We start from the raw sequence: 12156 nt of genomic DNA on the forward strand, positions 1-12156 counted from the left end.
CAATATTAGGAATATTATCAGAAAGGAGATTCTTACCGTTTTGTAGAAATATATCGATATTCCGACGGCAGCGCTTTTGCAAAACCGCTTAGCTCAGCATCGTCACCTTCTCGATCAGCTTAATCAGGCTATTTACCTGCATCTTTTTAAGTATGCGCATCTTGTGCGTTCCGACGGTGGTCTTGTTGATATTGAGAATGGTCGCGATCTCTCCCGTCGATTTACCGGCTATCAGGTGGTTCATTACCTGGCGCTCCCTTTCCGATATACTCATGAGTGGATTCACGTACCGCAGCGACCGGCTGATCTGGCTTTCCTGGATGATCTGCTGCTGCAACGCTGTGCTGGCATACTTACCCATCACCATCATGGCGCGGATCGCCTCGTCGAACTGCGCCGACGAGGCCAGTTTGGACAAAAAGCCGTCGGCACCCGCCTTCATATAGGGCAAACCATAAATGCCTTCTTCGAGGTCGGTGATGACCAGGATGGCCGTCCCGGGATACAATGCTTTCATGCGTTCCACCGCCCCCGCCCCGGCTTTGCCTTTGATGTCGATGTCCAGAATGACCAGTTCGTAAATATTGCGGCTCGCGAGGTCATAAGCCCTCTCGACTGACGAAGCGTTGTCCACCGTCGTGACGGGATTGATCTCGCCGATCTTCTGCTTTAATCCCAGCACGGTTAGCGGTTCGTCCTCGATAATGAGTATATTCATAAAATGGCTGATTGGCGGACAGCAGCAGGGCAATCCGCGCCCTGTCACAACTGTCATAACTCTGCTTATTTCGAATATGGAAGTAGTTCGAAATTCAAAGATGTAAATTTAAGAATAAATATTACACATTTGTCGCTACATGTAAATGTAGAAATTTCTCTAACATATCTCAAACAAACTCTATTCAAATCTTCTGTCCGCGAGAATGCCGATGAACCACAGGGCGTTAAACTGCGCCCAAAATGGCCTGAAAACCCCTTTCCCGTGCTTCTTACAGAAGAAATTTTGCACCGACAGATAAAACTTTTTTTGCCGAAGCGGTTAATTAACTGTAAACTTGTACAGACCGCTGAATAAGTTTTACATTAAATAATAGGAGTTTTACTCAATATTTACTGCATTTATTTGATAGCCATTGAATGACAAAAGGTTATATACGGTCGGAAACTGAATACAAGTCCTCCTTAAAAAAATGAAAAAAATCTTACTGGTTGAAGACCATGCGATTGTCAGGCTCGCCACCCGGTTCTTGATTCTTGATTTGCTGAACCCGGTGGTCGTTCATGAAGCTGGCTCTTTCAGTGAGACGCTCGCCCAACTGACCAATAACCAGATCGACCTGGTTGTGCTCGATATCAATATTCCCGACGGCGAAGGTTTCAACATGATCCCGAAAATCCGGGAAATACAGCCCAAAGTTTTGATCATGATCTTTTCGAGCCTCGAAGAAGAGATTTACGCACTACATTATATCAAAGCGGGCGCGAACGGCTTCCTCTCGAAAAATGCTTCCCAGGAGGAGATCAAAAAAGCAATATTGTCCATGCTGGAAGTCGGCAACTACATCAGCACGGCCGTTCAGCAGCAACTACTCCGCAATACCCTCGAAAACAAACCCAACGGCGAAAACCCGCTAGAACATCTGTCGCAGCGGGAACTGGAAGTAATGGACATGCTGATCGAAGGTTATTGGACAAAGGAAATCGCGATCAAGCTCAACCTCACCGAAAGCTCGGTAAGCACCTACAAGGCGCGCATTTTCGAAAAACTGAAAGTATCGACGCTGATCGAAATGTTCAAGAAAGTCCAGTTCTACAAAAGTCAAAATCCTGGCATTTAATGGGTTATCAAGTTTCAATTAATTTTTTAGTTGAAATATTTGACATAACTACGAAAGATTCGTAGACTTACGAAAAAATCGTAGCTATGGAAAAATTGACCATTCAGGAGCAGGACGCCATGCTGGCCATCTGGAAAACCGGCGAAGGAAGCGTAAAATCATTCATGGAGGCCATGGCGCCTCCCGTCCCACCCTATACGACAGTCGCTTCGACTATCAAAAACCTCGAAAAGAAAGGGTACCTAAGCAGCCGGATGATCGGCAACGCCTATTTGTATGCGCCGGCCATCAGCGAGGAGGCTTACAAGCAAAAGTTCATGGGAAGTGTGGTGAAGGATTATTTCGAAAATTCCTACAAGGAGCTCGTGAGCTTTTTCGCGCAGAAGAACAAGATTTCAGCCGACGATCTGAGGGAGATCATCGGCCTGATCGAAGGAAAGAAGTAATTCATCCAAACTATTCCAGCTATGTCGGCATTCCCGGATTACCTGCTCAAACTGTCGGTCAGCCTCGGCGTGATCGCCCTTTTTTACCACCTGGTACTGCGTAAGCTAACATTTCACGACAGCAACCGGCATTTCCTGCGGTTTTACTCGATGCTTTGCTTCCTGATACCGCTCATCAACATCAATCATTATATCGCTCCCGAGCCCACGCCCGCACGTACGTTCGTACAAAGCGTGCCTGCCATTACCCGCATCGCCGCGCCTGAATATCCGGGCTTCCCTCCGGGTTTTCCGGGCAAGCCAACGGAAGCTTCCGAACCATGGATACCAACCTTTGCCGAATGGATTTTCTACCTCTGGCTCGCGGGCGCGGCGCTCATGACATTGCGCTTGCTTGGACACGTCCGCTCGTATTTGCGCATACGTTCGCAATCGCGCCTTGTTTCGCATGACGACGGCGTTAAAATCTTCCATTTCGACCTCGAAATGAGCCCCTTCTCATTCGGCAAGGCTATATTTTACAACCCCCACCTGCATAAGCCCGACGAGTTGCAGGATATGATCCTGCATGAATACATTCACGTGCAGCAGTGGCATACATTGGATGTGATCTGGTCGGAGATATTGTGCATTATCAACTGGTTTAACCCTTTCGCCTGGCTCATCCGCAGCGCCATCCGCCAGAACCTGGAATACATTGCCGATCAGAAAGTATTGGAAAACCACCCGGACACAAAAGCCTATCAGTATTTGCTCCTGAAAGCGGCCGTCGGCCCCGAGTTTTCGCTGGTGAATCAGTTTGGTTATCACTCTTTAAAACAAAGATTTGTGATGATGAACAAAAATGCGAGTCCGCGGGTATTGCTGGCGTGTTTCCTGTTCATTCTGCCGCTGCTGACCGTGACACTGGCGGCATTCCGGTGGGACGTGCCGGGAAAGGGAAAAAAGGTGATCAATTTCTATCGTACGCCGGTGGAGGTAAGTAAAAGGAAACCGAAGAATCTCCTGCATATGGCCGGGCTCCTGCTCGACGAAACCGGGAAGCCTATTGCGGGTTTGCCACTGGAAGTCAAACACGACGACATTTACATCAAAACTATCAAAACAGACAAGGACGGTTTTTACTTTGCTGAATTGCCTGTCAAGCCCGAAAAAGGCATTACCCACAGGTATTCCATCGGATTTGAGGACCCTGAGCATTTCCTGAGTTTCCACACCGGCGAGGAATATCACGGCGGATTCGACTTTGGAGAAAGCTTCATGTATTATTTTATTCGTAAGCGGGCAATCCCGGAATTGCTAAACCACTCGTACTCAATCGATTCAAAGTCTTTTTACGACAGATACGATCCGTCGGAAACCCGGGAAGAGCTCAAAGCCTATCTGTTCGCAAATCTCGCACCGCATCAAAAGGAAATGGATCTGAGGGTGAGTTATATCAATACGCATCGATGGTCAAAAGATGTAATCACTTTGTACAAAGGCGGGTATTTCGACCGGAAAAAACAGCTGGTAGGCTATGAAGGCGAGTTGACGCTCTTTCTCGACGGCAAGCGAGCAACGCCGCGCGAAATCAACGAAGCATTCAAAAACTATCCGTATTTCCTTAACGAAAGTCAGGAAAAGAGGAACTGGGGACCGGGCAACTTCTGTACCGAAATAACTTACCTCACCTTCCCAATTTACCGCGACGCGCCACCAGCCGCATTAATAAAAGGTAATGTGCAGATGATCGATGCAAAATCCTTTGACCCGGCCCGCTTGAAAAACGAGCCCTACCTACTCGATGGCTTCCGGCAGGTTTACGGCGCCAGCAGCAACCTGATCCCCGAAAAGCAGGAAGTCAAAAGGGTAATGCTCCTCAAAGGCCAGCTCGCTAGATATTACGATCCTTCGCTTAGAGAAATCTGGTGGATCGAGACCCGGCCGGTCAATGAAGTTTTCGAACGGCCGGATTTCGCTGCCAAATAACAATGCCTGCTGATCAGCACAATGCGGACTCGCGGCATTGCTCGCGTACCTGCCGTGTATGCGAAAGCGTGAGGCTGGGCTTGATCAGCTCTTTGAAAAAAGGTACCACGGGTTCTCCCGCTGCCATCAATTTCGGCCAGTCGGGTGAGGCAATGGCTGCGCGGCCGATCGATACCAGGTCGGCCGCATTGCTGTTCAGCAACGTCCCGGCTAATGCCACATCATGCATTCCGCCGTTCGCTATCACGGGCGATTTCAGAATGCTTTTGGCGATGCTGTTGGAAGAAGTACCGTCGGGGTACCGGCATTCCCGTTCCCAGCGACCACCTTCGGCTGCGATATGCACATAATCCGGATCGATTTCGGCCAATACCTCAAAAATTCGCCGCGCGGTATCCGCTCCGCCCGGCCAGCGGTACGCGAGGTCGTTGACCTTGCTTTCAGAAACCCTGATACCGACGATAAAACCGTCCGGCAATGCCGTTTTCACGGCTTGATAAACTTCCATTAAAAACCGCAGCCGGTTCCGCTCGTCGCCGCCGTATTCGTCAGTTCGAAGATTGGTATGCGGCGTAATAAACTGGTCGAACAGGTAACCATTGGCTGCGTGCAGCTCCACCCCATCGAACCCCGCCTCGTACGCCAGCAATGCGGCATTGACGTAGCCGCTTTTCACATGCTCAAAATCCTCCGCCTCCATTGCGCGCGGCATTGGAAACGCACTGGCCGGTACGGAACTATCCGTCGAACGCAAACCGATCGGCTGTACCGCGGAAGGCGCGATCGTTTCCTCACTGCGCTCGGACAATGCACCGCCATGCATCAATTGATTTATAATAAGTGCATGATGACGATGAACGGCGGTCACCACACGCTTCCAGCCATTCATTTGTTCCCCATTGGCAATGCCCGGCTGGTGGTGATTGGTTTTACTGAAAAGCGCGTCGGTGTAGGTGCCTTCGGTGATAATCATTCCAAAGCCGCCCGCTGCGAATGCTTCATAATAATCGGTCATCTCCTGCGTAGGTACACCCGCAGCCGTCGCGCTCACACGCGTCATAGGCGCCACCACGAGGCGGTTCGCCAGTTTTCTCCCCCGTATTTCCGTGGCGTCAAATATCGTTTTGCTGATCGTTTCCATACTTTGTTTTTTGCTTACAAAAGTACCGGGACGGTCAGGGACGGGGCGTATAAGTATTTTAATAAAAGGGCTTAAAGTTGTTTAACATTAGTAATGATCTCACAACGGTGGCCGCGACAACTGCTTCCGTATCTGGCTCAGAAACACCGGGGTAATGCCTAAATAGGACGCGATATACCGTTGGGGCATGCGCTGTTCCAGGGTGGGATATTTGGTGATGAGCGCTTCGTACCGTTCGGCGCCGGTCATGGAAATGGCGTTCAGGATGCGTTGGTCCTGGGCGATGCCGCTCTTTTGTTCGAGAATGCGCCAGAAACGTTCGAATGCGGGAATGTCTTTGTAGAGCTGTTCGAGGTCGTTCTTTTCTATTTGTAATAAAACCGACGCTTCGAGCGCCACGATGTTCCGTGTGGCAGGAACCTGTAAATGGAAACTGGTGGAATCGCTGATCCACCAGTCTTCCATCGCGAAATGCAGGGTATGCTCGTTCCCCTTCCCGTCCACAAAAAATGAACGGAGAAATCCTTTACAGACATAGCTTTCGTACTGGCACACGTCGCCCTGCTGGACGAGGTATTGCCGCGCAAGCAGCTTCCTGACTTTCAGAAGAGAAACAAAATGGGCCTGTTCCGCCGCCGTGAGCTCGATGCGGCGCAGGACATGGTCGAGGATCATCCTTTGCAATGCAGGGTCTTTTTCCAATGGATTTCGCGAACTGGTGTCGCGGCAAATATTGGAAACTAATCGATCCGATCCTACCGGTACGATCCGAAACTAGCTCAGCGTGCCGCCGTCGATGGTGATCACCGAACCGGTGGTGTAGCTGTTGGTCGGGCTGGCCAGGAATGCGACCGCATCGGCAATGTGCTCCGGACGGCCGTATTTCGGGATCGCCATCATGCCCCGCTGGAAATCGGAGTACTGCGAATCTGCCGGGTTCATGTCGGTATCCACCGGGCCGGGCTGGATCAGGTTTACCGTGATGTCTTTCGGCCCAAGGTCGCGGGAAAGCCCTCTTGTAAAACCCGATAATGCGGATTTGCTCGCCGAATACAATGTCGCCTGCGGTACCGCGGAGCGATCGGCCATACAGCTGCCGATGGTAATGATACGTCCGCCATTCTCCATTTTGCGCGAAGCCGTCAGACATGCCTCGAAAACGGATTTTACATTCACATTCATGACGTAATCGTATTCCGACACCGTGTGCTCTTCAAATGCCTTGCCGCCGATAAACACACCGGCGCTGTTTACAAGGATGTCCAGCTTCCCGTAATGCCCGATCGTCTGGTCTATCGCCGCCGAAACCGCGCCTTCCTTACTATTGTCGGATTGAATCGCTACGGCATTCAGTCCTTCCTGCGCGAGCTCGCTCACGAGCGCGTCCGCCTGATCTTTGCTGTTGACGTAAGTAAAAGTCACTTTCGCCCCTTCGGCTGCCAGCCTTTTCACAATGGCTGCCCCTATACCCCGGCTACCGCCTGTTACGAATGCGACTTTGTCTTTCAGATTTTGCATGATGATAAATTGGTTTTTGATTTCATTGCAAAATTACCCCGCTACTCATAATTTTACAGGTACTAACATAATTATCAAGTACTAACATAAATGTAAGTTATGCGAAAACAGAGCTCCACGAACCTTGAAAACGAAATAATGATCAATGGAAATTGTGACATGGCTTACACCCTGGACCTGATCGGCGGCCGCTGGAAGCCCTCGATCCTCTGGCGCCTGGCTTACGGCGCCATGCGGTACAGCGATCTCCGCCGCAGCCTTCCGGCCGTATCCGAGCGCATCCTGATCCTCCAATTACGAGAAATGGAAAGCGACGGGCTCATCAGCCGCAAAGTGTACCCCGAAGTGCCGCCGCGGGTTGAATACCAGCTTACGGACCTCGGCAAAAGCCTCGAACCGGTGATCAACATCCTCACCGACTGGGGCGCCGAAAACCGCCCGGGTTCCGAAAAAAGAAAGGTGCGTTGCCCGATATTAACAATTAAATAACACGCATTTACAGCGTATACCCGACACAAGTTCAAACCTTCGTGCGTACATCGGTTTTGGCAGGCATCATATTGGCCCTGTTGCCGCATCCCCGAAATACGCAACGTTATGAACAACCGTGACCCGTTTTTGCACCGTTATTTCCCCTGGCTATTGCTGGCCGGTATTTTGCTCAACATCCCCGGCCTCTGGCTCGATATCATCGAACCCGACGGCGCGCTTTACGCCACCATCGCCAAGCACATTGTGTTGCACAATGATTGGGTAAATCTCTATGGGGACGGCCACGACTGGCTCGACAAGCCGCATTTCCCCTTCTGGATGGCCGCGATCAGCTATAAGGTATTCGGGATCACGGGTTTTGCCTATAAGTTGCCCGCATTTCTTTTCTGGCTGTTAAGCCTGCGATATACTTTTCTCATTGCGAGGGATTTATACAATGAAGACGTGGCCAAAATAGCGGTACTGATCTACACGGTCGCCCTGCACAGTACATTGGCTAACTTCGACGTGCGTGCCGAACCTTACCTCACGGCCTGCATTACCGGCTCGGCCTGGCATATGTTGCGCGTACATGCACGGGCACATTGGTCGCATATTGTATGGGCCGCATTGTTTGCCGCCTGCGCTATCATGACGAAAGGCGTTTTCGTGCTCATAACCCTCGGCGGCGGATGGGTCATTTACTGGCTCATTACGAAGCAGTTCCGCGAGTTCGTCAACTACCGCTGGTGGCTGGTACTGGTATTATGCTTCGTATTCATCCTGCCGGAACTTTACAGCTTGTACGTACAATTCGATCTGCATCCCGAGAAAGTGGTATTCGGCCGCACGAACGTCTCCGGGCTGCGGTTCTTTTTCTGGGACAGCCAGTTCGGCCGGTTTTTCAACACGGGGCCTATTAAAGGGAGTGGCAATGTTACTTTCTTCCTGCATACGACATTATGGGCGTTCCTGCCGTGGTCCGTGGGACTGGTGGGCGGCATCATATACCTGCTCCGCTTCGAGAAAAACCGCGACGCGATCCGCTGGGTAATTTATGGCAGCACGCTGGTAACTTTCCTCTTATTTTCATTATCCAAATTCCAGCTCCCGCATTACCTCGTCATCGAATTCCCCTATTTCTCGATGATCACCGCCTACTTCTTTACCGAGCTGGCCAGGCGGTCGAAACTGAACCATTTCGTTACGATCCAAACCGTGTTGCTCGTCGTCGCGCTGGTGTTCATTTCCGGCTTGCTTTACATTACCCGTATCGAAAACGGCATTATCGCGGCGGTCATCGCGCTGGGGATTGTTTTTGCGACGAGCATTATCCATTACCGCAACGCCATGCAGCAGCTCCTTTTCAAAGGATATGCGATGGCCGCGATCCTGTATATCTTCCTGTTCCAGTTCTTTTACCCTTTTTTACTACAATATCAATCGGGTATGCAGGCCGCAAGGGTCATATCTGCAAAGAACAGCCACTTGCCCGTGGCGGCCTATGGCTCGTTCTCTTACAGCTTCGAATTCTATTCTCCGGGAGAAGTCAAACTGATCAAAAGCGGCAAATATCTCGACGATTTCATCGACACCGCGCCCTGTTACCTGTACACCACTGCCGCCATCGCCGACAGCCTCATCCGCTCGGGCGTCGACGCGGAAGTGCAGGCTTCGCCCCAGCATTTCCACGTCACGAAATTGAAATATGGTTTTTTGGATGAAAAAAAACGCAGCGCCGTCGTAGAACCGCGTTACCTCCTTTACATCCGCGACGACAACACGCTCTAAAAAACAAGCCCCCAAAAGACCAATGGTCCCGGGGGCTCACACTACCTCTGCGTATAAAGTTTCGCGCTATTTTCCAGATTGGCAGGGTCCGGAAAATCCGGCATCCCAATCACGTAGCGATGCAACATCGGTAGCAACACGATGGCCGACGAACATGCCTGACGGCATTTGGCCGTTCTCATGAATATCGCAGATCCCGCGCTTCGTACATTATGGAACTGTCACCGTCTTGATCGTCGTATAGTTGTACTTTTTATAAGTATCATTCACCCGCACGCCGACGCGCACGTAGTAAGTGGTACTGTATTTCATAGGCACGGACGACGAAATGGTGATGTCCTGCCCTTCTTTATCCACCGTTACCGGCACCACCGCTCCTACTGCGGTATTGTCCCAGTTATTATTCCCCACATATTGATTGGTTGAAATAAACAGCTGGTAATCGAGCGGATTGGGCTTTGTGAGGCCTTCCGGCGCGGCATTGCTGGTGAATTTGAAGCTTACCGAAAGCTTCTTGTCGGCATTGATCACCGGCTCGGCCGCCCATTCCACATTCAGAAAAGGTATTACCGTAAAATCCTGTTTCGTAGCGCCTTTGATGTCGAGCACCTTCTCGGCTACCGGGTAGAACGGGCCTTCGACCGGCGTTACTTTATAGTTGCCCGGGAAGAGTTTGTTATTGATAAAAGATCCGTCCTGTTTCAGGTTGAGGAAAAGCGGCAGCGGTGTATTGCTCCAACTCAATTCCTCCATTTTGAGCCGCGCGCTGGAAGCACCCTGTTCGAGCTGGATTCCCGCGCCGCTTGCGTCCACCAGTCGGCCTTCGAATGTCGAATCCGGCGCATCCACGTCGTCGATTTTGCAGGCGCAAAGCATTAGTGGAATTATTAAAATATACAAAAGACTTTTCATTGTTAGATTCATTTTCAGTGATCAATATTGCTCATTCTGAACCAGTTTCGGGTTTGCGATCAGCTCGGCGCCCGGAATGGCTTCGTAATAGTTTTTGGTGGCGACGGTAAAACGCGAACTTCTTTCCTCGAAACGGCAGTCGAAAATGTATTTGCCCCGGACGTAATCGCTGCTCTCGGCAATGGCGCCTTTCGCGAACAGGAACGGGTTGCATTTGCGCCAGATACGCGCATTCACTTCGGCATCTGCCGTGCGCCAGCGGAGCATATCCCACCAGAGCTTGTTCTCGAACGCCAGCTCCTTCCTGCGCTCGATGCGCACGAGCTGCAACCCCCGTGTAGGTGCGAGTACGTACGCGCCTACACCCGTACCCGGTGCGAGCGGCTGCGCGGACGAAAGTTCTGCCGCCGTTTTAAGCAACACAGCGCCTGCACGGTTACGAACCTGGTTGATATTTTCGAATGCGTCGTTCAGCAATGCTGTACCATCCACCTCGGTAACCCCGTTCTGATGCAGTTCCAATGCAGCCTCGGCACGGTTCAGGAGCACTTCGGCATACCGCATTTCAATCCACGACTGGTTCGAGCGGTGCAATGCAGTGGCCGACGGAGCGAGGTTCGGCATCAGCCATTTGCGGCCATGGAAGCCGGTAATAGTGGCATTGTTGGCGGAAGTAGGCCCGTCCAGCCCGCTCGGGTTGATCGACTGGCCATTCGAGAGCACAATGGGCGTCTGGTTGTTCCAGGTACCCGATTGCTTTACATTGGAATTATAAAACGCATTGGAATTGTAACCGCTAGTCATGTCTTCCGGGATAAACTTCGGAATAGGCACCGTTGGATCGACAGTTTCAACCAACGTACCCCGGCGCAGGTCGGTGCGGACACCTTTGATCGGCTGACCCGGCAGCAGTACCGTTCCACGCAGACGCGGTTCGCAGTTCTCGAAAAGTTGTTCCACGTAATCGTACACGATGTAGTTGCCTTTGTCATCGGTCGTTTTCAGCTGACCTTTGGCATTCTTGGGCAAGCCATCGAAAAGCTCCACGTAATCGAGCGTCGGGTTGAAGCGGTCGCCGTAGGTGGAAGTCATGTGCGGCGGCGCATACACGGCGTCGAAGCTGTGCACGGATTCGGGGTACGAATAACCTTTGGCGAAAATGGTTTCAGGGCTGCTGGTGTCGAGGAAAAGGTCGGCGTAGTTATCGGCGGTTGAGATTTTATCGCTTGCCGACCATTTTTTCATATATAAAGAATACTTTCCCTCGATCGACTTCGCCGCCTGAAATGCCGCTTTGAAATAGTCGTTAGCCTTTTCTTTTGGAATACCACAAATCATTACCCCGTCTTTTATAAACGGATTGGCATAACGTGCAATGGAACCGGCCGTGAGCGCCACCCGCGATTTGAATGCGGCCGCGATGTTCTTGTTCACCCTGCCCGACTGCTCGCTCGCTTCCGGCATGTTCGCGATCACGAAATCGAGGTCGGCGAGGATGAAATCGTAAATCTCCTGCTCGCTGCTGCGCGGGATTTGCAGCGATTCGAGCGTGGTACCATCCAGCGACTGCACATCCTGCGTGATAGGCACGCCGCCATAGCGCTTCGCCAATGCGAAATAGGTGAATGCACGGACGAAACGCGCCTCCGCGATCCATTTATCGACCTTCGGCTGGGTGAGCGACGGCGTATATTTCGGCAGTTCGCGGATCAGGTAATTCGCATTGCGGATCACCTGGTAGCCGCTTTTCCAGTAACCCCGCGCCGGGTTCACGAAGCCGCCATTATTCCGGTTTGCATTTTCGCCGGTATTCAGCGCCGGGGTCGCGATGTTGTTCCAGGTATCAAACCCTTCGGTTCCTTCCTGTGCGCTGTATTTGAAATCCTCGATCGGCATCCGGCTGTACAATGCGGCCATGTAGGCCTGCATACCGGCGTCGGTGAATGCATCCTTGTCCTGTACGACGTTGATCGGTGGAATATCGAGTTCGTTACATGCATACGTGCCGCCCAGCAGCATCAGCGCGAGGGCATATTTTATATTTTTAATTTGAAATACCATTCTGAAT

11 protein-coding genes are annotated in these 12156 nt (G+C 51.3%); 5 read left to right on the top strand and 6 right to left on the bottom strand.

The features are described from left to right. Positions 1-88: 88 nt before the first annotated feature. Positions 89-718 carry a response regulator transcription factor gene (locus BMW93_RS13855; RefSeq protein WP_090376846.1) on the bottom strand — a complete coding sequence of 210 codons (630 nt, stop codon included), beginning with the start codon at positions 716-718 and terminating at the stop codon, positions 89-91. A 472-nt stretch (positions 719-1190) separates the two neighbouring features. On the opposite strand from BMW93_RS13855, the gene BMW93_RS13860 reads away from it, so the two are divergent. The 3 genes from BMW93_RS13860 to BMW93_RS13870 all read left to right on the top strand — a co-directional run bounded on the left by BMW93_RS13860 (position 1191) and on the right by BMW93_RS13870 (position 4255). Continuing rightward, positions 1191-1838: a response regulator transcription factor gene (locus BMW93_RS13860; RefSeq protein WP_090376849.1), complete on the top strand. Its 648-nt coding sequence runs from the start codon at positions 1191-1193 to the stop codon at positions 1836-1838. 86 nt (positions 1839-1924) lie between these two features. Further along, the gene (locus BMW93_RS13865) at positions 1925-2284 is read left to right on the top strand and encodes a BlaI/MecI/CopY family transcriptional regulator (RefSeq protein WP_090376852.1); all 360 of its coding nucleotides are present in this window, start codon (positions 1925-1927) and stop codon (positions 2282-2284) included. Between the two features lie 21 nt (positions 2285-2305). Next, on the top strand, positions 2306-4255 hold the full coding sequence (locus BMW93_RS13870; RefSeq protein WP_090376855.1) for a M56 family metallopeptidase: 1950 nt from the start codon (positions 2306-2308) through the stop codon (positions 4253-4255). 13 nt (positions 4256-4268) lie between these two features. On the opposite strand, the gene BMW93_RS13875 is transcribed toward BMW93_RS13870, so the two are convergent. The 3 genes from BMW93_RS13875 to BMW93_RS13885 all read right to left on the bottom strand — a co-directional run bounded on the left by BMW93_RS13875 (position 4269) and on the right by BMW93_RS13885 (position 6914). Next, positions 4269-5396, bottom strand: coding sequence for an NADH:flavin oxidoreductase (locus tag BMW93_RS13875; RefSeq protein WP_090376858.1), 1128 nt, complete (start codon positions 5394-5396; stop codon positions 4269-4271). Positions 5397-5495: 99 nt separating this feature from the next. Continuing rightward, positions 5496-6098, bottom strand: coding sequence for a Crp/Fnr family transcriptional regulator (locus BMW93_RS13880; RefSeq protein WP_229240427.1), 603 nt, complete (start codon positions 6096-6098; stop codon positions 5496-5498). Positions 6099-6170: 72 nt separating this feature from the next. Beyond that, positions 6171-6914, bottom strand: a complete 744-nt coding sequence (locus tag BMW93_RS13885) for an SDR family NAD(P)-dependent oxidoreductase (RefSeq protein WP_090376864.1) — start codon at positions 6912-6914, stop codon at positions 6171-6173. A 99-nt stretch (positions 6915-7013) separates the two neighbouring features. Between BMW93_RS13885 and BMW93_RS13890 the strand changes: the two genes are divergently transcribed. Together BMW93_RS13890 and BMW93_RS13895 are read left to right on the top strand one after the other, a co-directional pair. Continuing rightward, the gene (locus tag BMW93_RS13890; RefSeq protein WP_090376866.1) at positions 7014-7403 is read left to right on the top strand and encodes a helix-turn-helix domain-containing protein; all 390 of its coding nucleotides are present in this window, start codon (positions 7014-7016) and stop codon (positions 7401-7403) included. 108 nt (positions 7404-7511) lie between these two features. Further along, positions 7512-9176, top strand: coding sequence for a glycosyltransferase family 39 protein (locus BMW93_RS13895; protein WP_090376869.1), 1665 nt, complete (start codon positions 7512-7514; stop codon positions 9174-9176). Between the two features lie 210 nt (positions 9177-9386). On the opposite strand, the gene BMW93_RS13900 is transcribed toward BMW93_RS13895, so the two are convergent. Next, the gene (locus BMW93_RS13900; RefSeq protein ID WP_177194084.1) at positions 9387-10052 is read right to left on the bottom strand and encodes a DUF3823 domain-containing protein; all 666 of its coding nucleotides are present in this window, start codon (positions 10050-10052) and stop codon (positions 9387-9389) included. A gap of 57 nt (positions 10053-10109) precedes the next feature. Then, the gene (locus tag BMW93_RS13905) at positions 10110-12149 is read right to left on the bottom strand and encodes a RagB/SusD family nutrient uptake outer membrane protein (protein WP_218147691.1); all 2040 of its coding nucleotides are present in this window, start codon (positions 12147-12149) and stop codon (positions 10110-10112) included. Positions 12150-12156 lie beyond the last annotated feature (7 nt).

Source organism: Dyadobacter sp. SG02 (assembly GCF_900109045.1).
In the GTDB taxonomy this organism is placed as follows: Bacteria; Bacteroidota; Bacteroidia; order Cytophagales; family Spirosomataceae; genus Dyadobacter.